At 72.3% G+C, this 25,300-nt stretch carries 26 protein-coding genes, 1 tRNA gene and 1 pseudogene; 10 read left to right on the top strand and 18 right to left on the bottom strand.

Going from position 1 to position 25,300, the window contains the following annotated elements; all coding sequences use genetic code 11:
• Window positions 1-235 precede the first annotated feature (235 nt).
• Window positions 236-799, top strand: a complete 564-nt coding sequence (gene def / locus ABD879_RS24785; protein WP_345024005.1) for a peptide deformylase — start codon at window positions 236-238, stop codon at window positions 797-799.
• A 30-nt stretch (window positions 800-829) separates the two neighbouring features.
• Here the strand turns inward: def and arfB are convergent, their stop codons facing one another.
• The 7 genes from arfB to ABD879_RS24750 form a co-directional block, all read right to left on the bottom strand.
• Window positions 830-1,255 carry an alternative ribosome rescue aminoacyl-tRNA hydrolase ArfB gene (gene arfB, locus ABD879_RS24780; RefSeq protein WP_345024003.1) on the bottom strand — a complete coding sequence of 142 codons (426 nt, stop codon included), beginning with the start codon at window positions 1,253-1,255 and terminating at the stop codon, window positions 830-832.
• Window positions 1,256-1,537: 282 nt separating this feature from the next.
• Window positions 1,538-2,668: a S1C family serine protease gene (locus ABD879_RS24775; protein WP_345024002.1), complete on the bottom strand. Its 1,131-nt coding sequence runs from the start codon at window positions 2,666-2,668 to the stop codon at window positions 1,538-1,540.
• A 461-nt stretch (window positions 2,669-3,129) separates the two neighbouring features.
• Window positions 3,130-4,812 carry a sensor histidine kinase gene (locus ABD879_RS24770; RefSeq protein WP_345024000.1) on the bottom strand — a complete coding sequence of 561 codons (1,683 nt, stop codon included), beginning with the start codon at window positions 4,810-4,812 and terminating at the stop codon, window positions 3,130-3,132.
• Between the two features lie 5 nt (window positions 4,813-4,817).
• A complete protein-coding gene (locus ABD879_RS24765; protein ID WP_285496635.1) occupies window positions 4,818-5,558 on the bottom strand; it encodes a response regulator transcription factor in 741 nt (246 codons plus the stop codon).
• 169 nt (window positions 5,559-5,727) lie between these two features.
• Window positions 5,728-6,492: a crotonase/enoyl-CoA hydratase family protein gene (locus ABD879_RS24760; RefSeq protein WP_285496636.1), complete on the bottom strand. Its 765-nt coding sequence runs from the start codon at window positions 6,490-6,492 to the stop codon at window positions 5,728-5,730.
• A 7-nt stretch (window positions 6,493-6,499) separates the two neighbouring features.
• Window positions 6,500-7,273, bottom strand: coding sequence for an SDR family NAD(P)-dependent oxidoreductase (locus ABD879_RS24755; protein WP_345023999.1), 774 nt, complete (start codon window positions 7,271-7,273; stop codon window positions 6,500-6,502).
• A gap of 385 nt (window positions 7,274-7,658) precedes the next feature.
• Complete coding sequence (locus tag ABD879_RS24750) at window positions 7,659-8,045, bottom strand: SCO5389 family protein (protein WP_345023997.1); 387 nt, start codon at window positions 8,043-8,045, stop codon at window positions 7,659-7,661.
• 253 nt (window positions 8,046-8,298) lie between these two features.
• On the opposite strand from ABD879_RS24750, the gene ABD879_RS24745 reads away from it, so the two are divergent.
• Complete coding sequence (locus tag ABD879_RS24745) at window positions 8,299-8,592, top strand: YiaA/YiaB family inner membrane protein (RefSeq protein ID WP_345023995.1); 294 nt, start codon at window positions 8,299-8,301, stop codon at window positions 8,590-8,592.
• Between the two features lie 1,209 nt (window positions 8,593-9,801).
• Entirely contained in the window at window positions 9,802-10,209 is a 408-nt protein-coding gene (locus tag ABD879_RS24740; RefSeq protein ID WP_345023994.1) for a C40 family peptidase, read from the top strand.
• Between the two features lie 319 nt (window positions 10,210-10,528).
• Here ABD879_RS24740 and ABD879_RS24735 read toward each other — a convergent pair whose 3' ends face one another.
• Window positions 10,529-11,608, bottom strand: coding sequence for an alkene reductase (locus ABD879_RS24735; RefSeq protein WP_425549655.1), 1,080 nt, complete (start codon window positions 11,606-11,608; stop codon window positions 10,529-10,531).
• A 111-nt stretch (window positions 11,609-11,719) separates the two neighbouring features.
• On the opposite strand from ABD879_RS24735, the gene ABD879_RS24730 reads away from it, so the two are divergent.
• On the top strand, window positions 11,720-14,398 hold the full coding sequence (locus ABD879_RS24730) for an ATP-binding protein (RefSeq protein WP_345023991.1): 2,679 nt from the start codon (window positions 11,720-11,722) through the stop codon (window positions 14,396-14,398).
• Window positions 14,399-14,518: 120 nt separating this feature from the next.
• Here ABD879_RS24730 and ABD879_RS24725 read toward each other — a convergent pair whose 3' ends face one another.
• On the bottom strand, window positions 14,519-15,226 hold the full coding sequence (locus ABD879_RS24725) for a dienelactone hydrolase family protein (protein WP_345023990.1): 708 nt from the start codon (window positions 15,224-15,226) through the stop codon (window positions 14,519-14,521).
• Entirely contained in the window at window positions 15,223-15,630 is a 408-nt protein-coding gene (locus tag ABD879_RS24720; protein WP_345023989.1) for a PaaI family thioesterase, read from the bottom strand. Before ABD879_RS24720 ends, ABD879_RS24725 begins: the two co-directional genes overlap by 4 nt.
• A 23-nt stretch (window positions 15,631-15,653) precedes the next feature.
• Here ABD879_RS24720 and ABD879_RS24715 point away from each other — a divergent pair, with 23 nt between their 5' ends.
• Both ABD879_RS24715 and ABD879_RS24710 read left to right on the top strand, forming a co-directional pair.
• Window positions 15,654-16,991, top strand: a complete 1,338-nt coding sequence (locus tag ABD879_RS24715) for a cytochrome P450 (RefSeq protein ID WP_345023988.1) — start codon at window positions 15,654-15,656, stop codon at window positions 16,989-16,991.
• A gap of 55 nt (window positions 16,992-17,046) precedes the next feature.
• Window positions 17,047-17,122: transfer RNA gene (locus tag ABD879_RS24710), tRNA-Lys, on the top strand.
• Between the two features lie 258 nt (window positions 17,123-17,380).
• Here the strand turns inward: ABD879_RS24710 and ABD879_RS24705 are convergent.
• From ABD879_RS24705 to ABD879_RS24685, 5 genes are all read right to left on the bottom strand, one after another.
• Window positions 17,381-17,791, bottom strand: a complete 411-nt coding sequence (locus ABD879_RS24705; RefSeq protein WP_345023987.1) for a hypothetical protein — start codon at window positions 17,789-17,791, stop codon at window positions 17,381-17,383.
• 368 nt (window positions 17,792-18,159) lie between these two features.
• Window positions 18,160-19,512 carry an IS256 family transposase gene (locus tag ABD879_RS24700; protein WP_345023986.1) on the bottom strand — a complete coding sequence of 451 codons (1,353 nt, stop codon included), beginning with the start codon at window positions 19,510-19,512 and terminating at the stop codon, window positions 18,160-18,162.
• Between the two features lie 265 nt (window positions 19,513-19,777).
• On the bottom strand, window positions 19,778-20,614 hold the full coding sequence (locus ABD879_RS24695) for a helix-turn-helix domain-containing protein (RefSeq protein WP_345023985.1): 837 nt from the start codon (window positions 20,612-20,614) through the stop codon (window positions 19,778-19,780).
• 3 nt (window positions 20,615-20,617) lie between these two features.
• Complete coding sequence (locus ABD879_RS24690; protein WP_345024006.1) at window positions 20,618-21,136, bottom strand: DUF6879 family protein; 519 nt, start codon at window positions 21,134-21,136, stop codon at window positions 20,618-20,620.
• Entirely contained in the window at window positions 21,126-21,524 is a 399-nt protein-coding gene (locus ABD879_RS24685) for a hypothetical protein (protein ID WP_345023984.1), read from the bottom strand. The genes ABD879_RS24690 and ABD879_RS24685 overlap by 11 nt, the downstream gene beginning before the upstream one ends.
• A 177-nt stretch (window positions 21,525-21,701) precedes the next feature.
• On the opposite strand from ABD879_RS24685, the gene ABD879_RS24680 reads away from it, so the two are divergent.
• The 4 genes from ABD879_RS24680 to ABD879_RS24665 all read left to right on the top strand — a co-directional run bounded on the left by ABD879_RS24680 (window position 21,702) and on the right by ABD879_RS24665 (window position 23,850).
• Window positions 21,702-22,058 (top strand): hypothetical protein, encoded by a 357-nt coding sequence (locus tag ABD879_RS24680; RefSeq protein ID WP_345023983.1) that lies wholly within the window; start codon window positions 21,702-21,704, stop codon window positions 22,056-22,058.
• A complete protein-coding gene (locus tag ABD879_RS24675) occupies window positions 22,055-22,333 on the top strand; it encodes a hypothetical protein (RefSeq protein ID WP_345023982.1) in 279 nt (92 codons plus the stop codon). The genes ABD879_RS24680 and ABD879_RS24675 overlap by 4 nt, the downstream gene beginning before the upstream one ends.
• On the top strand, window positions 22,330-22,542 hold the full coding sequence (locus ABD879_RS24670) for a hypothetical protein (RefSeq protein ID WP_345023981.1): 213 nt from the start codon (window positions 22,330-22,332) through the stop codon (window positions 22,540-22,542). The genes ABD879_RS24675 and ABD879_RS24670 overlap by 4 nt, the downstream gene beginning before the upstream one ends.
• 159 nt (window positions 22,543-22,701) lie before the next feature.
• A complete protein-coding gene (locus ABD879_RS24665; protein ID WP_345023980.1) occupies window positions 22,702-23,850 on the top strand; it encodes a methyltransferase domain-containing protein in 1,149 nt (382 codons plus the stop codon).
• Window positions 23,851-24,168: 318 nt separating this feature from the next.
• Here ABD879_RS24665 and ABD879_RS24660 read toward each other — a convergent pair whose 3' ends face one another.
• The 3 genes and pseudogenes from ABD879_RS24660 to ABD879_RS24650 all read right to left on the bottom strand — a co-directional run.
• On the bottom strand, window positions 24,169-24,699 hold the full coding sequence (locus ABD879_RS24660; protein WP_345023979.1) for a hypothetical protein: 531 nt from the start codon (window positions 24,697-24,699) through the stop codon (window positions 24,169-24,171).
• Between the two features lie 4 nt (window positions 24,700-24,703).
• A complete protein-coding gene (locus ABD879_RS24655; RefSeq protein ID WP_345023978.1) occupies window positions 24,704-24,901 on the bottom strand; it encodes an FxLD family lanthipeptide in 198 nt (65 codons plus the stop codon).
• A 67-nt stretch (window positions 24,902-24,968) separates the two neighbouring features.
• Window positions 24,969-25,300: pseudogene (locus ABD879_RS24650) on the bottom strand (methyltransferase, FxLD system); the annotation flags it as partial.

The raw sequence follows: 25,300 nt of genomic DNA, 5'->3' as shown, positions 1-25,300 counted from the left end.
GGCCCGCGCCCGGCCCGGCGGACGCCCCCGAGATCGCGCGGCCCGGCGGCCCCGGCGCCCCGCACGGCCAGGGCCCGGTGCCGCCCCAGGCGGGCCGCGGCCCGCTCGACCCGAGCTGAGACGCACCCCGGGCTTCGGGACGGGCCGCAAGGCACCGGGCACGTCCCACCGCATGCGCGAACGGCGCTCCCCCACCTCGGGCGGAGCGCCGTTCGCGCTCTGTAGGATCACGGTCATGAGCAAGACGGCCGACACGCGCGACGCACGGCGCCGCGGGCGCGGCGACGGCGGACGGGGCACCGTCCGGCCGATCCGGCGGCTCGGCGACCCGGTGCTGCGGACCGAGTGCGACCCGGTGCGGACGTTCGACGCCGCGCTGCGCCGGCTCGTCGACGACATGTTCGCCACGATGTACGAGGCGGACGGCGCGGGGCTGGCGGCCAACCAGATCGGCGTCGCCCAGCAGATCTTCGTCTACGACTGCCTCGACGACCGGGACCGCCGCCACGTCGGCCACGTGATCAACCCGGTGCTGGTGGCGGCCGACGGCGACACGCTGGTGGAGCCGGAGGGCTGCCTGTCGCTGCCCGGCCTGCGGTTCGACACCCCCCGGTACGGCCACGCCGTGGTGGAGGGCGTGGACGTCAAGGGCAGGCCGATCCGGGTGGAGGGCACCGGCTACTTCGCGCGCTGCCTGCAGCACGAGTACGGCCACCTGCAGGGCCAGGTCTACATCGACACGCTGTCGGGCGCGGAGCGCCGGGAGGCCATGCGCGCCATCCGCACGGCGTCCGCATAGCCCAGGGCGGCCCCGCGGGCGGGCGTCGGGTCAGTACCAGCGGGCCGCACGCTGCCGTTTGATCTCCGAGCGGCGGCGCTTGTCCTGCAGGCGGCGTTCGTTGAGGGCGCGCGGGATCTTCCTGGGGATGCGCTTTTTGGGCGGCGGCGCGGTGGCCTCGGCGAGCAGGGCGGCCAGGCGGGCCTTGGCGGCCTCCCGGTTGCGCTTCTGGGAGCGGTGCTCTTCGGCGCGGATGGTGAGCACGCCGCGCACGAGGCGTCCGGCCAGCCGCTCCAGCGCCCGGCGCCGCAGCGCTTCGGGGATGGACGGCGAGCCCGCCACGTCGAACGACAGCTCGACCGCGGTGGCGCTGGTGTTGACGTGCTGCCCGCCCGGCCCGGAGGCGCGGGAGAAGCGCCAGGCGAGCTCGGACTCCGGCACGGAGAACGAGTCGCGGACGCGGATCTGCTCGGGCATGCGCCCGATTATCCCCGCTCGTCCCGGATCATGTCGCCTCGTTTTCCGTGCCCCCGGGGCCGCCGCCTGCGGCGGCGGCCCCGCGCCACTGCGTGAGGACGCCGCAGAAGACGGCGGCCGCGCCGCCGGCGACACAGCGACACGACGGCACGGCGACACGGCCGTGTGATTCCGACCCCCACCGGAACCACACGGCCGTGTTCCCCCATGCCGCGCCGCCGCCGGACCCGAACCCCCTAGACGACCCCGGCGCGGCGCGGCGGCTCTCCCCCGCCGGCCGGCTCAGACGCCGCCGCCGGCCAGGATCTTGTCGGCGATCTCCTTCGCCTCGTTGATCGGGATGGCGAACCCGACGCCGATGCTCCCCGAGCTGCTGCCGGAGATGGCGATCGCGGTGTTGATGCCCACCACCTGCCCGGCCGCGTTGGCCAGCGCGCCACCGGAGTTGCCGGGGTTGATGGCCGCGTCGGTCTGGATCGCGTTCTCGATGACCTTGGTCTCCTGCTGGGACAGCCGGCCCCGCAGGTAGGGCGGCAGCCCCTCCTGCTCCTGCGCGGAGCTCTCCTCGATCTTGCGGCCGAGGGCGCTGACGATCCCGGAGGTCACCGAGCCGTCCAGGCCCAGCGGGCTGCCCACGGCCAGCACCGGGTCGCCGACGGCCAGGGCGTCGCTGTCACCGAGCGTGGCGGGCGTGAGCCCGGAGACGTCCGCGGCCTTGATCAGCGCGATGTCGTGGGTGGTGTCGGCGCCCAGCAGCCGCGCCGAGGCGGTCTTGCCGTTGCTGAACTTCACCGCGATCTGGGCGCCGTCCTCGACGACGTGCGCGTTGGTGAGGATGACGCCGTCCGACCGCAGGATGACACCGGACCCGCCGGCGGTCTCCCCCGTGGCGCTCTGCACCTGCAGGGACACCACGCTCGGCTGCACGGCCGCGGCCGTCTTCGCGGTCGTCGTCGCGTTCTTGGCGGACGCGCCGGACACCGCGGTGGGGCTGGAGTACACCGTCTCGCCGCCACCGGACACGGCCAGCGCGGTGACCGCCCCGGTGGCGCCCGCGCCCAGCGCCAGCGCGACCGCCGCCCCGAGCGCCGCGATCCGGCGGCGCGTCGCCCACCGGAGGCCGCCCGACGGCGCCGCCGGCGCGGCCGCCATGGCGGGCATGCCCTGCGGGGGCGGCGCGAAGTGCGGCATCCGCCACTGCGGCTGCGGCCCGGTGTACGGCCCGGCCTGCGAGCCGTCCTGGAAGCCCTGCCGCGGCTGCGGCCCGGTCCCGGCGGCGCCCTGCGGGTCGTGCCGCGGTCCGGCCTGGTCGTCCCGCTGCGGATCGACCCGGTGGCCGGGCTGCGGCTGCGGCTGCGGGGTCGGCTGCGGCCGCTCCCCATACGGCGCGAAGTCCGGCTGATCGGCGCTCATCTCAATCCCCCTGTCGTTCACTTGCCTACGATGATGCGCCACCGCGCTGGAATATCCCTGAGGCCAACCTGAAAGTCCGCTGAAAACAAATCCGGCCCCCGTTTTCGATCACGGAAAACCGCGACCGGGAATCGGAGCGGGGGGACTGTTTGCCACGATTCCCGGTCGCGGCAGCGCTTGGCCAGGGCGCACGCCTCCGCCGGCGGGCCCGTGCCCCGGAGGGCGCCCTGTACCGGCCACCGAACCGCACGTACCTGAAAGACTCCTGAATCGCGCCTAAAACTTCGCCGAGGACGGCACCGGGCGACTCCGCCGAGCGAATCGGCGCCGGACGAATCAGTACCGGCCGAATCAGCGCAGGCCGAATGAGCGCAGCTCGAATCGGCCGCCGAGCAGAACAGCACCGGACGAAACAACCGGCGGGCGAAACAACCGGCGGGCGAATCGGCGCGCGGCGGGGTTCAGTCCGGCGCCAGCGGCAGCAGCACCCGGAACACCGCGCCCTCGCCCGGCTCGGAGTCCACCTCCACCGCCCCGTCGTGCGCGGCCACCAGCGCCGCGACGATCGCCAGGCCGAGCCCGGTCCCGGACTGCTTGCTGCTGCGGGTCTGCGGGCCGCGCGCCGGATCGACCCGGTAGAAGCGCTCGAACACCCGCTCGGCCTGCTCGCGGGTCAGGCCCGGCCCCTCGTCGGCGACCTCCAGCACGGCCGCGGGCGCGTCGCGCAGCGTGCCCGGACGCAGCCGCACCTCCACCGGCGTGCCGGCGGGCGTGTGCGTGACGGCGTTGGTGAGCAGATTGCCGAGGACCTGGCGCAGCCGCGCCTCGTCCCCGATCACCTGGAACGCCACCTCGCCGCTGACCGACAGCTCGATCTCGCGGTCGGGGGCGACCATCCGGGTCTCCTGGACGGTGTCGGCGGCCACCGCCAGCAGGTCCACCGGGCGCCGCTCGATGGGCCGCTGCCGGTCCAGCCGCGCGAGCAGCAGCAGGTCCTCCACCAGCAGGCTCATCCGGGACGCGGTGTCCTCGATGCGGCCGATCAGCCGGTCCAGCTCGTCCGGCGACCGCGCCGCGCCCTGCCGGTAGAACTCGGCGAACCCGCGGATCGCCGTCAGCGGGGTGCGCAGCTCGTGGCTGGCGTCGGCGACGAACCGCCGCATCCGCTCCTCCGAGCGCCGCGCCAGCTCCTCGGACCGGCGCGCGGACGCCTCGGACTCCGCCCGCGCCCGGAACGCCGCCTCGATCTGCGCCAGCATGCTGTTGAGGGCGCTGGCGAGCCGTCCCACCTCGGTGCTCGGGTCGGCCTCCGGCACCCGCCGCGACAGGTCCCCGGCGGCGATCGCCCCGGCGGTCTGCTCGATCGCCGCCAGCGGGCGCATGCTGGCGCGCACCACCCACACGCCGACGCCCGCCAGCACGCCCACCACCAGGACCCCGACGATCGCGTCGATGGCGATGAGCTGGCCCACGGTGCGCTGCAGCTCGTCCTGGCTGAGCCCGACGATGAGGATCGAACCGCCGGGCAGCGACTCGGCCAGCACCCGCCAGCTCGCCCCCGACCCGCCGTTGCCGGGCACGGTGAACGGCTCGTTCATGCGGCCGTCCAGATGCGCCGGGAGCTGCGGCGTGCCGCGCTCGCCGAACGCGGCCTCCTCGTCCAGGATCTGCCCGTCGGCGCTGCGCACCTGGGCGTACATCTCGCTGGGCACCCGGATGCCGATGTCGGCCGCGGGACGGCGCAGCTGCGGGACGACCTGGCCGATCGCCTGCTCCACCGCCGCGCTCAGCTGCACGTCGGCCCGGTCGACCAGGTACTCGCGCAGCACGTACACCGAGGCGACGCTCATCACCGTGAGCCCCGCGGTGACCAGCACGAGCATCCCGGCGATGAGCTTGACCCGCAGCGACGTCCGCGCGGACAGCGCCCGCAGCCGCCCGGCGATCCGCACCGCCCCGCCGGGGCGCGGCCCGTACCCGGCCGCGTCTCCGGGAGGGGCGTACCCGACCTGCGCGACGCCGTCCGGCCGGGCGGCCTCGCCCGGCTGGACGGGCCGGGTCGGCGCGGGGGCGCCCGGGCGGGCCGGATGGTGGTCGTCCGGCGGAGCGAAGCCGGGGCGCCTCGGCTGGTCCGGCCCTGGCATGCGGATCAGCTCCCGTTGCGGGGCATGCGCAGGACGTAGCCCACACCGCGCAGGGTGTGGATGAGCCGCGGCTCGGTGTTGTCGACCTTGCGCCGCAACGCCGAGACGTAGGACTCCACGATGCCCGCGTCCCCCCGGAAGTCGTAGTTCCACACGTGGTCGAGGATCTGGGCCTTCGACAGCACGCGGCCCGCGTTCGCCATGAAGTAGCGCAGCAGCTTGAACTCGGTCGGGGACAGCTGGATGGGCTTGCCCGCGCGCCACACCTCGTGGCTGTCCTCGTCCAGCTCGATGTCGGCGAACACCATGCGCGGCGTGGGCTCGGGCACGCCGTCGCGCACCCGGCGCAGCACGGCGCGGATGCGCGCGATGACCTCCTCAAGGCTGAACGGCTTGGTGACGTAGTCGTCGCCGCCGATGGTGAGGCCCTTGATGCGGTCCTGGACGGCGTCGCGCGCGGTCAGGAACAGCACCGGGGTGCGGGTGCCGCCCGAGCGCAGCCGCCGCACGACGTCGAACCCGTCGAAGTCCGGCAGCATCACGTCCAGCACGATCAGGTCGGGACGGTGCCGCTGGGCGGCCTGCACGGCGTCCGCCCCGGTGGTGGCGGTGATCACCTCGAAGCCGGTGAAGCGCAGGCTGCCCGCCAGCAGTTCCAGGATGTTCGGCTCGTCCTCCACGACGAGCAGCAGCGCCTCCGGCGCCCGGGCGCCGCCCGCGGCGTTGTTCGGCGTTCGCTCAGCCACTGACACGTCCCCCTCGTCCCATCTTTTCAGAGGGTGACAAGCCAACCTGAACGCAACCTGAAAGCGCGCTGACCTTTCACCGAGGATGCCCGGCCGCGCAGCAGGAACGCCCGGACGGCGCGGGCCGTCCGGGCGTCCCGGCGCGGCTACGGAAGGGTCGGCGGAGGGGTCACTCGCCCTTCCACACCGGCTTGCGCTTCTCGGCGAAGGCGGCCGGGCCCTCCTGGGCGTCCTTGGAGCCGAAGACGGGCATGACGATCTCGCCCTGCTTGCGCCAGGCCTCCTCCTCGGACCAGTCGGCCGACTCGACGATGATCTTCTTGGTGGCGGCCAGCGCCAGCGGAGCGTTCTCGGCGATCTTCAGCGCCAGCTCCTTGGCGGCGGCCAGGGCCTGGCCCGGTTCGACCAGCCGGTTGACGAACCCCAGCTCGGCCATGCGGTCGGCGGGGTACTTGTCGGCGGTCAGGGCGATCTCCATCGCGATGTGGTACGGGATGCGGCGCGGCAGCCGCAGCAGCCCGCCGCCCGCCGCCACCAGCCCGCGCGACGGCTCGGGCAGCCCGAACTTGGCGTCCCGCGCCGCCACCACCATGTCGCAGGCCAGCGCGACCTCGCAGCCGCCGGCCAGCGCGTAGCCCTCGATCGCGGCGATCAGCGGCTTGGCCGCCGGGCGCTCCACGATGCCGGCGAACCCGCGGCCCTCCACGACCGGGTTGTCCCCGGTGAGGAAGCCCTTGAGGTCCATGCCCGCGCAGAACGTGCCGCCCGCGCCGGTGAGGATGCCGACCGACAGGTCCTTGCGCGAGTCGAGCTCGTCCAGCGCGGCGGCGATGCCCTGGGCGACCGCGCCGTTGACCGCGTTCCTGGCCTCGGGGCGGTTGATGGTGATGACGAGGACGGCCCCGTCCTCCTCGGTGAGAACAGCCTCGCTCATGCGTGCCTCACTTCGGCTGGAAGCGGATGCCGCCGTCGAAGCGGACGGTCTCGCCGTTCATGTAGTCGTTCTCGATCAGGGCCTTGACCAGGTGCGCGAACTCCGACGGCCGCCCCATGCGCTTGGGGAACGGGACGGGCGCGTACAGCTTGGCCTTGAACGCCTCGGCGGCCTCGCCGGTGCCGTAGATGGGGGTGTCGATGATGCCGGGGCAGATCGTGTTGACCCGCACGCCGATCGCCGACAGGTCGCGGGCGGCGGGCAGCGTCATGCCGACGATGCCGCCCTTGGACGCCGAGTAGGCGACCTGGCCGGTCTGCCCCTCCAGCGCCGCGACCGAGGCGGTGTTGATGACGACGCCGCGCTGGCCGTCCTCGTCGGCCGGGTCGGTCTTGGCGATCGCCGCGGCCCCGATGCGCATCAGGTTGAAGGTGCCGATCAGGTTGACGCGGATGACGGTCTCGAAGGCGCCCAGGTCGTGCGGGCTGCCGTCGCGGGCCACGGTGCGCGCGGCCCAGCCGATGCCGGCGCTGTTGACGATGATGCGCAGCGGCGCGCCGCTGTCGACGGCGGCCTGCACGGCGGCCTGCACCTGGGCCTCGTCGGTCACGTCGGTCTTGACGAACACGCCGCCGATCTCCTCGGCCAGGGCCTTGCCCTTGTCCTCCTGGAGGTCGGCGATGACCACCTTCACGCCGTTGGCGGCCAGCTCCCGGGCGGTGGCCTCGCCGAGGCCGCTCGCGCCGCCGGAGATGACGGCGGAAACTCCGTTCAGGTCCATAAGCAGCACCTTACGTCAGGGACCGAATCCAGTTCGGGCCGATGTTACCGAAGGGTCACGCCGCGGGTCATGCTCGACCCCCGGGGCCGGTTCCGAACCGTAGGCCCGGCTCCTCAGAACCAGCACCCCCGCGAGAGGGACCAAGAGCGAACACCCCGCGCAAACCCAGCTCTACCCAGACCATCCCAGAGAGATGACACCCGCCCCCCTAAGAGCACGGCCAGGCCCTCAACCACCCCCGTCCTATGTCTTCGTCGCAGCGGCGCACCTATTACTCCCCGCGCCCTACTCCCCGCGCCCTACTCCCCGCGCCTTACTCCCCGCACCCCGGAGCGCGCCGGTGCCCGGCCGGGAGGTCCGACCGGGCACCGGGAAGGAGGCCGCGTCAGCAGTCGACGAGTTCGGGCGACTGGTTGAGCAGCTGGGCGCGGGGCGTGACGAACTCGGCGTGGCGGCGGGTCTCCCCCGGCGCGAACGCCGCGACGCGGTGACAGTTCTGGAACGCCAGCCGCACCCCGAAGTGGCGTTCCAGCGCACCGCGCATCGCGTCGCTGGCCAGCACGCGCAGCAGCTGGCCGCGGGCGCGCTCGTCCGGCGGCGGGGTGGTGTTGTCGGCGAAGCCGTCGGCGGACTCGCGCATCCGCGCCACGACGTCGCCGATGACCTGCCAGGCGTACGGCAGCGACCGGCGGATGCAGTCGACGAAGTCCGCGTCGTCCACATCGCCCTGCCTTGCCCGCTCCAGCAGCCGGTCGTCGACGTTCAAAGACATGACCGTCTCCCTTCGGTTACGGGTCGGAACGATCCGGAACCCAGGGTGACATGAAAACGATATTCATTTCAACGCGAACGCGCCGGGCGACGGATGACCGATTTCGGCCTGGTTACTGAAATGTGTCGGAAATGCCGGGGTGCGCGACCGCGGTCCCGGCGCGCGCACCCGGGCGGATCTGGGGACCGACGTGAGCAGGTCGGTGCGCACTTGTACTCAGGCGCGGCCGCCCGCCGCGTGGCACAGTGGGCGCATGAACGCGTTGCTGCAGCTCAAGGGCACGACCGCATTCTTCGTCCAGGCGATCCTGTCGTTCGCGGTGTCGCTCACCGCGGTCGCGCTGGGGATCGTCTACCTGCCGGCGCCGGTCTGGATCCGCGCCTTCCTGGCGCTCGGCATGCTCTACGTCACGACCTCGACCTTCACGCTGGCCAAGTGCGTGCGCGACCGCCAGGAGGCGAGCGCGGCGGCGGCCCGGCGCGACGCGTCGGGGCAGGTGCTGCCGCCGAACGCCCCGTACGTCGACTCTTCCGCCGCCTGGAGCTGAGGGACAGCTGAATACCGCCGCGAGTAACGCAACACTTATCAATCGGAAGGGCCCGCCGGACGCTTCCCGAAGGCCCGGCGAACGACCGAATGGAACGGCGCCCGCCGCCCGGCGGGCGCCGCCGACGTGTTCGGACCGCCACGGAGCGCTACCGGATGGACCGCTCCAGCCCTCCTCCGCCGCCGGGCGCACCCGTCCATGCGTTACGGTCCGCACGCCCGCAAAGATCAACTCGCTCGACCATTGTGGGGTTTATCACAGACTGGACAATTGTCTATCGGCTAAGCGACGCGAACATCACACAGAGTAAAGTGCTGAAAATTGCATTGTGTTTCTCGCTGCCGCGACCAGCATGCAAGATCTCACCCCGAGGGAATGGCGCACGGCCGCCTGCTACGCTCCGTGACCGTCAGCGGGAGCCGGAGGCGGGCACCGGACCCCTATCCGAAGCCCTGCGGCGCACCCGGCGCGGACGGCAGATTTGCCTATCCGCATGAAATGTGATTCAGATCACAATGTGCGAAAACCGTACTGTATTCGCGCAGGCAGAACGGCTCGGCCGGGTTCTCCCCGGACACCTGTCCCCCCTTCCGGCCGGCCGCAGAGATTTGCCGGATATCCCGAACCGTGGCTACCTTCATGCCGGTTCCAGCACGCGGCACCGCTGCCGCTGCCGATAACAGAACATCCACGACGGGCGGTGGCGCCGCCCCCCATCCCGGAGCCCCCGGGAGCGTGAGCCGGTCAACGGAGGCACCGGCCGCCCGGCGCCGAGAGACCGCCGTCGAGCCGAATCCGTGTCGACCGGAGACACGGAACCGGTGCGGGCCCCGAGGCCGGTGGCGTGTCCGGCTTCCCAGGACGCGACCGCCGCCGGGCGGCCCCGGCATCCCCCATCGCGACCGCGGTGACACCGCGGCGCGCCGGCTGCCCCGGTAGGCGTCAGGAACGAGGTCAGGAGCAGTTCTGCATACCCCCCGAACCACCCCCAGGTCCACGACCGGCATCCGCGGCGCGTTCACGGGCGGCATCGTCCTGACCGCGACCGCCGCACTCGGCGCCGGTCTCGTCGCGGCCGGCTCGGTGCGAGCCGCCGAGCCGCAGGCCGCACCGCGGACCGCAGCGCAGACGACGTCGCAGGCACCGTCGCGGACAGCGGCGCAGCAGGGCGCGAAGGCCATCACCATCGCACCCGAGACGGCGAACCTGGTGAGTGCCAAGATCTCCGCCTCCCGCAAGGCCAAGCAGCGCAAGCGCGCGGCCGCCGCCGTCAAGTACGCCTACAAGCAGATCGGCGACCCGTACCGCTACGGCGGCACCGGTCCCAAGTACTGGGACTGCTCGGGCCTCGCCGGCGGTGCCTGGCGCAAGGGCGCGGGTGTCAAACTGCCGCGCACCACCCAGCAGATCTACCGAGCGGTCAAGTACAAGGTCTCCTGGAAGGGAGCCGTCAAGGGAGACCTGCTGTTCTTCTACTCCGGCAAGAGCCACATGGGCATCTACGTGGGCAACGGCTACATGATCCACGCGCCCAGCTCCGGCAAGCGCGTCAAGAAGATCAAGCTGACCGGCTACTACAAGCGCAACTTCAGCGGCGCCGTCCGCCCCGGCTACTGATCGGCGGCTCCGCGTCGCCCGCACCCGCGTCCCTAACCCCGCACCCGGCCCCGCCGCCCGGGGCGGTGTCCCGTCGTGCGATCGGCGCGGACGCGCGACCGGCACGCCCCCGGCGCGGGGTGCGGACCCCGCTCGGACGCGGGACGCGGGCGACGCGGCCCACAAACGGCCCTGGGCAGCTGAACCCCAGGGCGACGCAAAGCTGAGACGGCCACGACGGGGCTCACTCTCGGCTGCTCGCGGTGAGCGCTCCGGCACCGTCCCCACGGCGCCGGAGCGCTCACCCGTGTTCGCGGCAGACCGCGCACACGGCCCCGGTTCAGGCCCCCAGCACCGGGTAGTCGGTGTAGCCGCGGTGGTCGCCGCCGTAGAAGGTGTCCCTGTCCGCCTTGTTGTAGGGGCCTCCGGCCTTGATGCGGGCGGGCAGGTCCGGGTTGGCCAGCCACAGCTCGCCGAAGGCCACCGCGTCGGCGACCCCGTCCCGCAGCGCCTCGACGCCGTTGTCGACGGTCGCCGGGAACGCCTCGGGCGTGGGATGCGGGTTGAGGATCAGCGTGCCCGTCCACACCTCGCGCAGCCGCTTGGTCAGGGCCCGGTCCCCCGCCTCCATGATGTGCACGTACGCCGGGTTGTACTGGGCGACGGCCCGCAGCAGCTCGGGGTACAGGTCGGCGGCGTCGCTCTCGGAGATGTTGTTGACGGTGTTGCCCGGCGAGACGCGCAGCCCGACCCGCTCGGGGCCGATGGCGTCGACGACGGCGGCCACCACCTCCACGGCGAACCGGATGCGGTTCTCGATCGAACCGCCGTAGGAGTCCGTGCGCCGGTTGGTGCCGTCGGCCAGGAACTGGTGGATCAGGTAGCCGTTGGCGCCGTGCACCTCCACGCCGTCGAAACCGGCGTCGACGGCGTTGCGCGCGGCGGAGGCGAAGTCGGCGACCGTCTCGGCGATGTCGTCCGGCGTCATCTCCCGCGGCACCGGGTGGTCGAGCATGCCGTCCGGGGTGAAGAGCTGCATGCCCGAGGCGACCGGCGACGGCGCCACCGGCAGACCGCCGTCCGGGTACAGCACGGGGTGCCCGATGCGGCCGCTGTGCATGAGCTGGGCGAAGATCCGGCCGCCCTCGCGGTGCACGGCGTCGGTCACCGCACGCCACGCCTGCGTCTGCTCGGCGGAGTGCAGCCCCGGCGTCCACACGTACCCTTGGCCGCGCACGCACGGCTGCACGGCCTCACTGACGATCAGACCGGCGCCGGCCCGCTGGGCGTAGTACTCGGCGGTCAGCTCGGTCACCCGTCCGTCCTCGGTGGCCCGGCTGCGGGTCATCGGGGCCATCACCAGGCGGTTGGGCAGCTCCAGCTTTCCGACGGTCACGGACTCGAACAGCTCGTCCACAATGATCTCCAAGAGGAATACAGGGGTTGTCGGCAGACGTCCAAGAACTTATGAGCAGGGCGGTACGGACCGAATCCGTAGGGTTTCGGGGTTCGGCCACGTAACTTTGGGAGCGTGTTGTACGGGCGGGAAGCGGAGCAGGCCGAGATCGACCGGCTGCTCGCCGACGCGCGCGCCGGACGCAGCGGCGCCCTCCTCGTGCGCGGCGAGGCGGGCATCGGCAAGTCGGCGCTGCTGGGGTACGCCGAGCGCGCGGCGGCGGACGCCGGCGACGGCGCCCCGCGGATGCGGGTGCTGCGCGCGACGGGCGTCGAGGCGGAGCAGGACATCCCGTTCGCCGGGCTGCACCAGCTGCTGTGGCCCGTGCAGGACCGGATCGACGCGCTGCCGCCCGTCCACGCCCGGACCTTGCAGGCCGTGCTCGGACTGGGCGCCGGCGTGGAGTGCCGGCCGAGCGACCGGTTCGGCGCCGGGCTGGCGCTGCTCACCCTGCTCGCCGACCTGGCCGACCGGCAGCCGCTGCTGTGCCTGGTGGACGACCTGCAGTGGATCGACCGCGGGACGAGCGAGGCGCTGCTGTTCGCCGCACGGCGGCTGGCCGCCGAGGGCGTGGCGATGCTGTTCGCCACCCGCGAGGAGACCTTCGGCGGGACGGGCCTGCCCGAGCTGCGGCCGCGGCGGCTCGCCCGCGCCGACGCGGGCCGGCTGCTGGCCGACCGGGGGCTGCCCGCCGCGCTGCACGACCGGGTCTTCCGCGAGTCGGCCGGCAACCCGCTGGCGCTCATCGAGTTCGCCGCCGCGGGCCGCGGGCTGCCCGACGGCGGGGTCACGCCGCTGCCGGTGGCCGACCGGGTGCTGGCCTCGTTCCGCGCGCAGATCGCCGCGCTGCCCGAGCGCGCCCGGCTGATGCTGCTGATCGCGGCGGCCGAGGGACGCGGCTACATGCCGACGCAGCTGGGCGCCGCACAGCGGTTCGGGGTGGACCTGTCCGACCTGGCCGCGGCCGAGCAGGCCCGGCTGGTGGAGGTGACGGGCGGCTCGATCACCTTCCGGCACCCGCTGGTGCGCGCCGCCGCCTACCAGGACGCCCCGTCGGCGCTGCGGGTGGAGGTGCACCGGGCGCTGGCCGAGGCGGCCGACGACCCGTCCTGCCGGGCCCGGCACCGCGCGTCGGCGGCCGTCACACCGGACGAGAGCGTCGCCGCCGAACTGGAGACCCAGGCCGCGCGGGCCGCCGAGCTGGCCGACTTCGACACCGCCGCGTCCCTGTACCGGCAGGCCGCGTGGCTCACCCCCGACCGGCCCGGGCGGGCGCGTCGGCTGCGGCACGCCGCGTCGGCCGTCCTGCGGGCGGGCCACGCCGAGGCCGCGCTGTCGCTGGCGGCGGAGGCCGAGCAGTACGCCGGCGACCCCGCCGAACGGGCCCGGCTGGCGTCCGTCCGGGCGGCGGTGGAGTTCGAACGCGGCGATCCGTGCTCCGCCGCGCGGCTGCTGGTCGAGCACGCCGCCGGCGCCGCGCCCGCCGAAGCCCGGACGATGCTGCGCACCGCCGCCACCTACGCCTGGACGACGGGCGAGCTCGCAGGGGTGCGGGACGCCGCCGAACGGCTGCGCGCGCTGGGCCGTCCCGACAAGGCCGTGGACGGCATGGCGCTCGTCGCCGCCGGCGACCACGAGGCCGGGCTGCCCCTGCTGACCGAGCTGATCGCCGAGGTGCGCGCCGCGGAGGCGTCGTCTCCCGCCCCCGACGCCGCCTTCGCCGACCGCCGCATGGAGGCCGTGCACGCGGGTTTGATCGTCGGCGACGACGAGGCGACGCTGGAGCTGGCCGCCGCGCATGCCGCGTACTGCCGCGCGGGCGGCCTGCTCGGCTCCCTTCCGGGCGTCCTGCGCGCCCAGGCGCAGGCGCAGGTCGCCGCCGGGCTGCACCGCGACGCCGAGAGCACCGTCGCCGAGGCGGTCGCGCTGGCCCGCGACATCGGCCTGCGGCGGGGCACCGGCCTGCTCCGCGAGCCGCTGGCGCGGATCGCGGCGATCGAGGGCGACGAGCAGCGGGTGCGCGAGCTGCTCGCCGACGCGCCGCCCGACGCCGCCGCCTACGCGCTCGGCCTGCTCGACCTCGGGCTCGGCCGGCACGCCGACGCGCTGCGCCGCTTCGAGGACGTGGCGCACCGCATGGCGGCCGCCGAGGCCGACCGGGTCAAGGCGGCCGTCCGCGCGGGCGACCCGGACCGGGCGCGCGAACCGCTGGAGCGGTTCCAGCGCTGGGCGCAGGCGGGCGGGCAGCCGTGGGCGCTGGCGGTCGCGGCCCGCTGCCGGGCCCTGCTGGACGACGCCGAAGAACCGTTCGCCGAGGCGGTCCGCCTGCACGCCGAGCACGGCGGCAGGCCGTTCGAACGGGCCCGCACGCAGCTGCTCTACGGCGAGTGGCTGCGGCGGTCGCGGCGCCGCTCGGACGCCCGCGCCCCGCTGCGTTCGGCCCTGGAGACGTTCGAACGGCTGCGGGCCGCGCCGTGGGCCGAGCGGGCCCGCGCCGAGCTGCGCGCCACCGGCGACGCCGGCGCCACGGCGCCCGCCGCCGCACCCGACGTGCTCGACCGGCTGACGCCGCAGGAACGGCAGGTCGTGCGGCTCGCGGCGGACGGCGTGAGCAGCCGCGAGATCGCCGCCCAGCTCTTCTTGAGCCCGCGGACCGTCGAGTACCACCTCTACAAGGCGTATCCCAAGCTGGGCGTGTCGTCCCGCAGGGAGCTGCCCCGGGTGCTGGCCGCAGCGGGACGGGCGGAGTCGTGACCGCCGGGCGCGACGGATGCACGCTCACCTGCCCGTGCGGGGACTGGCGCGTCGGCTCGCAGTTCTTCGCCTTCGAGGCCCGGCCGCCCGCCGAGTGGCCGGCGGCCACCGGCCCCCTCCCTACCTGGGCCGAGCCGGAAGATGCCGCCTGAGGTGGTCCTCGGCGGCCTCCCAGGCCCGCACGGCGTGCTCGGGCTGGTGGAACATCGGCGCCTTGCGGTTGTGGAAGGCGTGCCCCGCCTCCTCGAACACCCGGACGGCCGCGTTGTCCCGTCCCTCGACGGCCTTCTCGACCCGGGCGACCTTGTCACGCGGGATGTACGGGTCGGACCCGCCGAAGATGTACAGGATCGGGCAGCTGATCTGGTCGAGCAGCTCCACGGCGTCCGGCACGCCCGACCCGTAGAACGACACGGCCGCGTCCACCTCCGCCCGGGCGGCCAGCAGGTGCGTCATCGTCCCGCCGAGGCAGAACCCCAGCACCCCGGCCTGCTCGGTCACCTGCGGCAGCTCCCGCAGCAGCTCCAGCGCGGCCGCCAGGTCGTCGACGCCCTTGTCCGCGTCGAAGCGCGCCGCCAGCTCGAGCGACTGCTCGACGGCCTCCTCGGTGTGCGGGACCGCCCAGCCGGGCCGCAGCCGCCAGAACAGGTCGGGGGCGGCGACGACGTAACCGAGCCCGGCCAGATCCGCGGCGACCGCGCGGATGTAGTCGCCGACGCCGAAGATCTCCTGGATCAGCAGGACGCCCGGCCCGCTCCCGGCGTCCGGCACCCACACGTGCAGGTCGAACGCGCCGTCGGGAACGACCACCTTGATCGTTTTGCTCATGCGAGCAGAGCGTAGACCGTGCTCGCCGTGGCGGCCGTGGCGCCGCCCGCGGTCATCGTCACGTCGGCGAACGCCAGCGTCCGGCCCAGCTTGGTGATCCGCACCTCCACCAGCACGTCCTTCCCGACGACGGGCCGCTGGAACGTCGTCGACTGCTGCACGGTCGTCATCGGCACGAACCCGCCGCGTGCCCCCGACACCGCGATCACCGTGGCGGTGTCGGCCGCCGCCATCAGCGCCTGCCCGGACAGGCCGCCGCCCTCCCGGGCCAGCCGGTCCGACCACGGCAGCCGCAGCGTGGCGCGCCCGTCCCCCACCTCCTCCACAATGAGCCCGAGGTCCTGCACCCAGGGAGCGAAGTTGTCGCGCAGAATCCGGCCGCCCTCGTCCGGCGTCATCGTCATGCCGCCATGATGACAATGGAAGGGTGCCGACGCACGAGGACATCTTCCTTCCGGCGACCTACGCCGAGCGCGTCCCCTGCGCCGCGTTCCGGCGGCTGCGGGCCTCCGCCCCGGTCTGCTGGATCCCCGAACCCGCCGTCGGCCCCTGGCCTCCCGGCCCCGGCTACTGGGCGGTCTTCCGGCACGCCGACGTCGAACACGTCCTGCGGACCCCCGAGACCTTCTCCTCCCACATGGGCGCCACCCAGATCCGCGACCCCGACGCGCCCGAAGACCTCGCCTTCGTCCGGTCGATGATGCTCAACCAGGACCCGCCCGGCCACACCCGCCTGCGCCGCATCGTCGCCGCCGCCTTCACCCCGCGCGCCGTCCGCGCCCTGGAGGCCGCCGTCACCGAACGCGCCCGCACCCTGATCGCCACCGCCGCCGACCAAGGCGAGGTCGACTTCGTCGAGGTCGCCGCCGACCTGCCCGTCTGGACCCTCGCCCAGATCATGGGCGTCCCCGCCGAGGACCGCCGCCTCCTGTACGACTGGGCGTCCCGCGTCATCGGCTTTCAGGACCCCGACCACGCCGGCCTGTCCACCGCCGACCGGACACCCCTCACCCCGCTCGGCCGCGCCGCCCTGACGCACCGCCCCCGCTCCCTGACCGGCCCCGACGGCCGCCCGATGAACCCCCGCTCCCGCGCCGCCCTGGCCGACATGTTCGCCTACGCCCACGCCCTCGCCGACGTCAAACGGCGCGCCCCCGGCGAGGACATCATGTCCCGCATGCTCGCGGGCGGCCTCACCCGCCCGGAATTCGAGAACATGTTCTTCCTGTTCGCCGTGGCGGGCAACGAGACCCTCCGCAACGCCATCCCCGGCGCCCTGCTCACCCTCCTGGACCACCCCGCCGAGTTCCGCCGCCTCCGCGAGAACCCCTCCCACCTGCCCACCGCCATCGAGGAGATGCTCCGGTACTGGCCCCCGGTGATGAACTTCCGCCGCACCGCCACCCGCGAGACCGTCCTGCGCGGCGTCCGCATCCGCGCCGGCGACAAGGTCGTCGTCTACCACGCCTCGGCCAACCGCGACGAGACCGTCTTCCCCGACCCGGACCGCTTCGACATCACCCGCACTCCCAACGACCACGTGAGCTTCGGCTTCGGCCCCCACTACTGCCTGGGCGCCCACCTGGCCCGCACCCAGATGCGCGCCCTCTTCACCGAACTCCTGCAGCTTGACGTCGAACGCACCGGCACCCCCGTCCGCCTCGCCTCCAACTTCCAGAACGGCCTCAAGCACCTCCCCGTCCGCCTCACTCGCCCCCGTGGCCATACTCGGATGCGAGTACCAACACCGCCCTCTAGACTCTGATCGGAAAGGACTACCACCCACGAAGGCCGGTGAGAACCACACCACACCACCCCCAGGGTCGCTAGCTCAATTGGCAGAGCTCCGGACTTTTAATCCGTAGGTTGTGGGTTCGAGTCCCACGCGACCCACCATGCGTGACCTGGGCAAACACGAGTTCGCCCCGGTATGCCCACCGTCGGCTTCGCCCCGGTTCGTCCCCGCGGTCGCTCCATGCCCGCTCCACGGTCGGCCCCCGGACACCGGCACGTGCCGCACCGGGTCCAAGGCGGACGTGCAGATGGGCCCGTATCGCGCTCCGTCCACCACAGTCCAGGAAAGACCTACCGCACACGGACTCACCTCGGCCATGGCGCTTTACGAAGCGGCGTTCGCCGTGGTGGCCGCCTGGTTCAACCACCGCCCTCCACGGTGCCGTCATCATTCCCCTTCATCTCCTGGTGCGCCGCCCCCAGCGGCCGACGGTCAGCCCGAAACACCACCCCGGCGCAGCGGCGGACACCGCAGCCGAACGCGACACCCTGATCCGGGCTGCCCTGCGCGCCCCGGCGTTCTGGACGCTGGGCACAGCGTCCGTCACCCACGGCGCCGCCATCGCCGTCATCGGCGTCCACCTGGTCACCTACCTGACAGAACTCGGCCACCCGGCCGCCTCCGCCGCCACTGTCACCAGCCTGCTCGGCATCCTGTCGGTATCCGGGCCGCCAGTGACCACCGCAGTCGCTCACCGCATTCGCCCTGCCCGTCATCGGCGCCACCACCGCCGGAGCCATCGCCTGCGGCCTGGGGTTCGGCGTCGGCACCAGTCCGTGCCGCCTTGCCAGCCGACAGTTACGGCACCATTGCCTACGCCACCATCGCCCCGGCACCCACGCCCCGTGGTCTTGGCCACGACCGTCCATTGCGCCCCGCAACCACGGGCCTGTTCGCCGTCTACCGCCACACCACAGGCCTGTGAAGAGCGCCAACTGCTCCGAAAGACTCGGCAGAGGCTCGACCGCCGACTGCGCACGCTAGTCAGGGACAAGCTAGTGACGCGAGCGTCCCACTCGCGGTCAGCCCGGTCATCAGCAGAACGGGTGCCGAGCACGGTCAGACAGCACGCGGACTTCCAAGCTGAGCCTGTAACTCGAAGCGTGTAAAGGTGATCTTGTCGTGGGTCCGGTTGTCTTTACTGGATGCGGCCTGGGTAGGCGGCGGCGAGTTCGTTGAGCGCTTCGGCCCAGCCGTAGGTCTTGGTGCCCTCGATGAGCCGTCCGGGGTAGCCGGTGCGGGCTCCGTCCTGGCGGGTGCGGGCAGCGCGTTGGCGGGCGCGTTTGTCCTCGATGTTGACGATGGCCAGCCACAGCAGCTTGACCACCGCGTCGTCGGTGGGGAAGTGCCCGCGGGCCTTGGTGACTTTCCGGAGCTGGTAGTTGAGGGATTCGATGCTGTTGGTGGTGTAGAGCAGCTTGCGGACCGCGGGAGTGAAGGCCAGGAACGGGATGAACCGTTCCCAGGCCGCCTCCCACGCCCGCACGGCCTGCGGATATCGGCGGCCCAGGTCGGTGCCGGCGAAGGCGGCCAGGGCGTCCAGGGCGGCGTCGGCGTCGGGCGCGGTGTAGATCTTGCGCAGTTCGGCGGCGACGGCGGCGCGGTGCTTGCGCGGGACGGGGCGCAGGCTGGTTCTGATCAGGTGCACCACGCACGACTGGACGGTGGTGCGCGGGCACGCGGTGGTGCTGGCGTCCTCGAACCCGGCCAGCCCATCGCAGCAGGCGATGAGGATGTCGTGCACGCCGCGGTTGCGCAGGTCGGCGACCACGCCGCGCCAGAACGCGGCGCCCTCGCCGGTGGGGCCGTCGGCGGCCTTGGGCACCCAGATGCCCAGCACGTGCTTGTCGCCGTCGATGTCGATCCCGACCGCCAGGTAGGCGGGTTTGTTGTGCACGACGTGGTCGTCGCGGACCTTGACCATGAGGGCGTCCAGGAACACCACCGGGTAGATGGGGTCGAGCGGGCGGCGCTGCCAGGCCTTGACCTCCTCCATCACCTGCTCGGTGATCCGCGACACCGTCTCCGCCGACAGCCGGGTGCCGTACACCTGGTCGAGGTGGTGGACGATGTCGCGGACGGTCATGCCGTGCGCGTACAGGCTGATGACCATGTCGTCCAGCCCGCCGGAGACACGCCCGGCGCGTTTGGGCACCAGCACCGGCTCGAACGTCCCGGCGCGGTCGCGGGGCACTGCAAGCCGTACGGGGCCGACCCCGGTCTGCACCGTCTTGGAGATCTTGCCGTTGCGGGAGTTGCCCGACCCGTACCCGGCGGCAGCGTGCTTGTCATAGCCCAGGTGGGCGGTCAGCTCGGCCTCCAAAGCCCGCTCGAGCACGGCTTTGACCAGGTCGCCGAGCATGGATCCCTCACCGGTCAGGCGCAGCCCGCCGGCCTCGTCGCGGGAACGGGCCAGCAGTTCATCCAGCAGCCGGTCATCGACCAGCTCCCGGATCGGACGGCGCGTGCTCTCACGCTCGGACTCGCTCATCTCCGCCACGGTAGACGCAAGATCACTCACAGTGGCCGAGGTCGGGCTGTCGACACGGTCGATCACGGACATGATGCGTGTTTCTCCCCCCGAAGAAGTGGGTGTGGTCACCCACTGATCACCTGCTGCCCAGCAAGATCACTTTCCACACCTGGAGAGATACCTCCGCCAGCGCGAGGGCGAACGCCTGCCGCGCCCATCGGCCGGCCCTTGGTGTGGACAAGGAGTTCCGCTTGTCAACACCAAGTGCCTACATGGCAGTTGGCTATTCGAGTGCTTCGAGGGCGCGGGCGATCAGCTCCCTGACCGGCTGGCCGTAGACGGCCGACCGTTGGAGCCGAGCGAACGCCTTGGCGTACAGAGCGATCTCGTGGGGTTGCGTGATCGTGAGCTCAGCCGAGTACGTCTCGACCATCACGGTGCGCTCATCGAACATGATGAACGAGTTGCCAGGCCAGAGTTGGTATACGGCCCTGGTGGGGATGATGCCCAGGCTCAGGCGGGGCAGGGACAGGACGGCCATGAGCCGGTCCAGTTGGCCGCGTAGGACATCGGGGCCACCGAGGTTGGTGTAAAGCGCCTGCTCGCCAAGGATCACGTTGTAGCGGCGATCACCCTGGTAGAGGTATTGCTGACGTTCCATCCGGGCCGCTACGCCCCGCTCCATGTCGTCGGGGATCTCGTAGAAGTCCACGACCTGTTCAAGCATCGCGGTGGCGTACTCGGCGGTCTGGAGGGTGCCCCAGACGAGGGCTGGGTGGTAGACGCGGAAGACCTTGGTCTGCTCGTAGAGGTTGATGGAGTGCTGCTGCCGGAGCTTGGTTCCGGTCTGGAGCGTGCGCCGCCACTCCAACCACATGGCGTTGATGCTCCGGACGGTCGCGATCAGTTCGGGGATCTGGTCTTCGGCGTTGCAGTGGCGGCACCAGATCCGGATGTCGTTCTCGTTGGCGGTGCGCTTGCCGTGCTCGATCCGGCTGACCTTGGACAGGTGCCACCCCGCCATGGCGGCCAGAGCCCGCCCGGTGAGCCCCGCGTCCTTGCGGAGATCACGTAGGCGGGCTCCGAGCGCCTCTCGTGCTTGCTGTGCCTGGTGCGACACGGCTTAGGCAGGCTTGTATTCGTTGTGCGGGATGGCGAGCTTCCACAGCCGGTCCCGGACCTTGGCGCAGTCGGCCACCGTGTCGGGGTCGGTGACCAGTTCAGAACCCTTGATGCGCCCGTCCTCGTGGAAGTGGCCGACTGTGACCACTTCATCGTCGAACAGCCACCAGTCGTTGCCGCCTACGGGGAACACCAGCCCCCCAGGCAGGAGGTGCCGGGGCAGCCAGCGGATGTCTTCTCCGGCTTCCTGGTTGAGCCGGGTGACGGAGTGTTCCCAGCGGATGTACTCGGTGAGTGGTTCGCTGATGACGCGTACTCGGCGGACGGTCTTTCCTGCTCGGGTAGCTTGCCGGACTCGCTCCAACCAGGGCTGGAGCCACGCGAAGTCGTCGGGTTCGCCACGGCGCCAGCGGGCTATTGGAGCATCTTCGTACGCGGCACCGTAGGAGTCTTTGAGTTCCAGGTGGAAGGCGTCGCGCTTGAAGGTGCCGAGCAGTTCGTCTCGTTGGTCAGGCGTCATCAACTCCACGGTCGTTCTCCTCCAGCAGTGCCCGCAGGGCTTCCCTCGGGACCTCGATGCAGTCCTCGTTGTCCGGCAGGGCCAGCTCGGCGCGAATCGCGGGGTCGGTGACTCGCGGCCCTTGAACGAGGTAGTTGCCGTTCTCCATCACGCGCACGATCGGGGGTGCCCAGCTCGTCACCACGCCGTGAAGCCCGTCCTTGGACAGGTGCGCCAGAAGCCTGGCGTAGATTTCCACGCACGTCTCACCCTCCGGGATGTCGAGCTTGGCCAGGATCTCCGGATCGGTGACCTTGTAGCCCTGGATGAGGTAGGTCTGACGGTCGGTGGCGTAGAGGGTCGGGCTGTCGCCGCCGGAGGTCTCCTTGCCCAGGAACCGTATCTGCATGGTCGCTCTCCCGTCTGAGAGTTTGCCGGGTTTTGCAGCTACCGCATCGTCAAACGGCCCTCCGATCTCGTCAAGAGTCGATGTGGCAAACAGCGGCAAACCCCTTGGGGGTCTTAGCGCACCGTACTTACGGTGCCGGGTAACGCACAACGCGCACCGGCACCTGAGGAGGGTTTCGTGGCTTCCCTAGATCGGCCCCGTGAGTCCGACGCCGAGCAGGTGACCGACCCGCGTGGGGCGGCGTTCACGGCGGCGCTGGCGGGGCTGGCGCGCGGTCACAAGCTGATGGTGACCGAGGTGAGCCCGACGCGGTTCAAGGTGGCGCAGGGTCCGGAGTCTCGGGGGTTGGAGGTCGAGGCCCGGCAGCGCGCCGACGACGGGGGCCGGTGGTGGTTCTGCTGGGGCGGGACGGTGTGGTTGTGCGAGGCCGACAACCCCACTGACGCGCTGGTGCAGATCAAGGGCGCGCTCAAGCGGATCACCTCGCCGTGGAGCCAACCGGAGGATGCGGGCGTGTCCGGGGTGCGGTCGTGACCGCCGTCCCGTCCCGGCCGGTGCGCACGGGCTTGGTCTGGCCCGAGGCGCAGCCCGAACCGCGTCCCCGGCCTGCCCCGGCCGGGCCGGGTGCGGCGGAGTTCCTGGCGGTGCTGCGGGCGGAGTTTCCCAGTGTGGCGTTCACCGCCGACGCGGTGGCCGGGCGGTGGTTCGCGATGCGCGGCAAGAGCTTATTCGTCCGCGCGGCGAACGGGATCGAGCTGCGGGACAAGCTGATCTCGGCGGGGATGCGACCGCGCAAGGTGAAGCGGTGACCGGCAAGTGGGCTGCGGCGTCGGTGGTGGTGTGGCGCGAGCCGGACGGCATCTTCCTGGTGTCGGACCGCAACGGGCAGCCGCTTGCCACCTTCTACGCAGAGGACGACGGATGGTGGCGGATCGCCCGGAGCAACGGGACCGAGGTGCGGGTGTGGAAGCCGGGCGCGGGGCCGGAAGAGATCACCGTGCGGGCGCTGCGGCAGTGACACGCCGCGTGGCGGTCGGCCGCGCGGACGGGCAGAAGGGATGTCCAAGTGGGCAAGCACGATGAGAAGAAGGACGGCGACGGCAAGTGGGACAAGCCGATCCCGCCGCCGGACCCCAAGAACCCGCCGGGAGGCGGCAAGCACGAGAAGGGCAAGTAGATGGCCGATGCTGCGGAGCTGTCGGCCCGGCTGACGTCGGCGCTCGCCGAGGCGGGCGATCTGACGCCGGAGTGGCGCGGGCCGTTTGAGAAGGTGCCCCGGCACCGGTTCATCCCCGACACGGTGTGGGTCGAGGACGGTGACCGGCTGGTGCCGGTGCACCGAGCCGACGACGAAACCGCGTGGCTGGAGCTGTGCTACGCCAACGACTTCGTCATCACGCAGGTGGATGACGGTGACCCGGCCGGGCCGGGACAGGTCGGCCACGAGATCACCAGTTCGGCCAGCCGCCCGGACGTGGTCGCGCGAATGCTGGCGGCGCTCCAGGTAGAACCCGGCATGGCCGTGCTGGAGATCGGCACCGGAACCGGGTGGAACGCCGCGCTGCTGGCCGAACGGCTCGGGGCCGACAACGTGACCTCGGTCGAGGTCGATCCGGCGGTGGCCGACCACGCGCGCCGCGTGCTCTGGCAGGCGAGCTACCAAGTCAGGGTCGCGGCCGGGGACGGCGCGGAGGGCTACCCGGCGTGCGCGCCGTTCGATCGCGTGATCGCCACCGTCGCCGCCGACCGGGTTCCGCACACGTGGGCGCAGCAAACGCGGCCGGGCGGTCGAGTGCTGGTGCCATGGGCCACCGACTTCCACAACGGCGCGCTGGTGTCGTTCCTAGTGGCGCGGGACGGCACCATGCGCGGCCGGATCGTGGACAACGTGGCGTTCATGCGGCTACGTGACCAGCGCGGCAAGCGCGCCTCGCTGGACCGCGACGTGCGCGATGTCGGCGGGGCGCGCCGGTCGTTCACCGGCCTGCATCCCTATGACGTGGTCGGCGAGTACGACGCCTCGCTGGCGGTCGGGCTGAGGGTGCCGCGCTGCAAGCTGATCGTCACCCACGACGACGGCGGGGCGTACACGGTGTGGCTGGTCGATCCGTGGTCGGGCTCGTGGGCCAGCCTGGAGGCCGCGCCGGGCGCGGAGAGGTTCCCGGTCCGCCAGTCGGGCGACCGGGACCTGTGGCAGGAGGTGGAGGACGCCTACCGCTGGTGGAACGGGCTGGACCGTCCGTCCGCCGACCGCTGGGGCCTGACCGTCACGCCCGAGGGCCAACACCTCTGGCTCGACTCCGAGGACCACCGGATCGACCGGTAAGGGCCGGGCCTCGCCGCCGTGGACGCTGAACGTCCCGGTGCGGTACGTGCGGAGGCGGGGTGGGCAACCTTGCGGCGGCGGCCCGGCGCGCGGATGTGCGTCGCCGTGGTCGCCGCGTCCAGCCGGGCGGGGAGTCCACGCCCCGCCCGAGGAGGGGGGCTGTGTTCCGGTCCGGGCCACCGTTTCCCCGTTGTCGGTGGTCGGGCCGGGCGCGGCCGTCCTGGGGCCGGTGCCCGTCCCCCGCGCGGCATCGGCCCCGAACGCCACAGCACCCCCGGCCGGGTCGGGCCGGGGGGTGCGGGTGTGTCCGGGCGGGGGTTACCGCTTGACGGGGATGTACTCGCCCATCGCGGTGGCGCACTCGTGGCAGAAGATCCACGGGTCGGCGGCGTTGGCCTCGGCGATGTCCTTGCGCCGGTAGTAGCCGCGCTGGTCGTGGTCGGTGCACTCGGCCGCCCACGTCATGACCGGCCCAGCCTCATCCAGCTTGACCGGGGTCACCGGGCACGCCGGGTGCTTGAGGTCCAGAACCCGCGTGGTGGTGTTGGCGTACCGGCGCTTGCGCTGCACGATGACGTACTCGGGCAGTTCGACCGGCGCGGCCTGGTCGGGCTTGTCGGTCGCCTCGGTCGCGGACTTGGCGGGCGCGGCCTTGGCGGCGGCCGGGGCGTTGCGGGCCGCCGTGGGCGTCGCCGTGCCGTCCGTAGCCGTCCGCGCGGCGCGGGCCGGGGCCTTGGCGGGGCGCGCGGCCTTGGCGGCCGGGGCGGGCTTGCTGGTGGCCTTGCCGGAGGCGGCGGGCTTGGCGGCCGGGGCCTTGGCCGGGGTGGTGGGGGTGGTCTGCTCGGTCATGTCGTCAGAGCGGATCGTTGGAGCTGGTGCTGCACGCGCTGGTGCTGCAGGTGCTGCCGCAGCCGTCGCTGGTGGAGCACATCATGGTCACCAGCGGCGTGGTGGACTCCACCACGCGCATGTCCAGCACGAACTCCTCCTCCCCGACCTCGGTCCGGTCGTCAACGGGTTCGGTGGCGTCCAGGGGCAGTGGTAGGGCCATCGGCTCACTCCTCACACATTTCGGGGGTGAAGGGTTCGGTGCTGCCTGGCTCACCGGACGGGCCTGGTCAGCTTGTCGGGGACCAGGAGATCGAGACGGCGCCATGGTGCTTTTCCAGCACGGCCGCATGGTCAGGGAGCTGGGGAACGGTGCTGCCAACCGTCCAGAACCCGAACGTGGGCACGCGGTGGCGGCCGTTGCGGTCCCACGCCCGAATCTGCTCGACAAGGGCGGCGGCCGCGTCCTGGCCGTGAACGCCGTAGGCGGTGGCGCCGAACTCCACGCCGGCGCCGTCCATCGCCGGACGCACGGCCAGGTAGGCGAGGGAATCCCCACGCACGCCCCCGAACGGGAACCACGTCTTGCCCATCTCGGCCGCCAGGGCGGTGTCCGGGTCAG

The organism is Actinomadura keratinilytica, from assembly GCF_039539665.1.
Taxonomy (GTDB): Bacteria; Actinomycetota; Actinomycetes; order Streptosporangiales; family Streptosporangiaceae; genus Spirillospora; species Spirillospora keratinilytica.
The sequence above is the reverse complement of the archived record's forward strand: the minus strand, read 5'-3'. Positions and strand labels throughout refer to the sequence as shown.

Excerpts from the sequence above, each read along its gene's own strand:
- ABD879_RS24755 (WP_345023999.1), bottom strand. The coding sequence starts at position 7,273 with ATGGACCTGAACGGAGTTTCCGCCGTCATCTCCGGCGGCGCGAGCGGC.
- arfB (WP_345024003.1), bottom strand. The coding sequence starts at position 1,255 with ATGCCCGAGCAGATCCGCGTCCGCGACTCGTTCTCCGTGCCGGAGTCC.
- ABD879_RS24750 (WP_345023997.1), bottom strand. The coding sequence starts at position 8,045 with ATGTCTTTGAACGTCGACGACCGGCTGCTGGAGCGGGCAAGGCAGGGC.
- ABD879_RS24660 (WP_345023979.1), bottom strand. The coding sequence starts at position 24,699 with ATGACCGAGCAGACCACCCCCACCACCCCGGCCAAGGCCCCGGCCGCC.
- ABD879_RS24665 (WP_345023980.1), top strand. The coding sequence starts at position 22,702 with ATGGCCGATGCTGCGGAGCTGTCGGCCCGGCTGACGTCGGCGCTCGCC.
- ABD879_RS24685 (WP_345023984.1), bottom strand. The coding sequence starts at position 21,524 with ATGCAGATACGGTTCCTGGGCAAGGAGACCTCCGGCGGCGACAGCCCG.
- ABD879_RS24655 (WP_345023978.1), bottom strand. The coding sequence starts at position 24,901 with ATGGCCCTACCACTGCCCCTGGACGCCACCGAACCCGTTGACGACCGG.
- ABD879_RS24770 (WP_345024000.1), bottom strand. The coding sequence starts at position 4,812 with ATGCCAGGGCCGGACCAGCCGAGGCGCCCCGGCTTCGCTCCGCCGGAC.
- def (WP_345024005.1), top strand. The coding sequence starts at position 236 with ATGAGCAAGACGGCCGACACGCGCGACGCACGGCGCCGCGGGCGCGGC.
- ABD879_RS24775 (WP_345024002.1), bottom strand. The coding sequence starts at position 2,668 with ATGAGCGCCGATCAGCCGGACTTCGCGCCGTATGGGGAGCGGCCGCAG.
- ABD879_RS24720 (WP_345023989.1), bottom strand. The coding sequence starts at position 15,630 with ATGACGATGACGCCGGACGAGGGCGGCCGGATTCTGCGCGACAACTTC.
- ABD879_RS24690 (WP_345024006.1), bottom strand. The coding sequence starts at position 21,136 with ATGACGCCTGACCAACGAGACGAACTGCTCGGCACCTTCAAGCGCGAC.
- ABD879_RS24725 (WP_345023990.1), bottom strand. The coding sequence starts at position 15,226 with ATGAGCAAAACGATCAAGGTGGTCGTTCCCGACGGCGCGTTCGACCTG.
- ABD879_RS24745 (WP_345023995.1), top strand. The coding sequence starts at position 8,299 with ATGAACGCGTTGCTGCAGCTCAAGGGCACGACCGCATTCTTCGTCCAG.
- ABD879_RS24700 (WP_345023986.1), bottom strand. The coding sequence starts at position 19,512 with ATGAGCGAGTCCGAGCGTGAGAGCACGCGCCGTCCGATCCGGGAGCTG.
- ABD879_RS24760 (WP_285496636.1), bottom strand. The coding sequence starts at position 6,492 with ATGAGCGAGGCTGTTCTCACCGAGGAGGACGGGGCCGTCCTCGTCATC.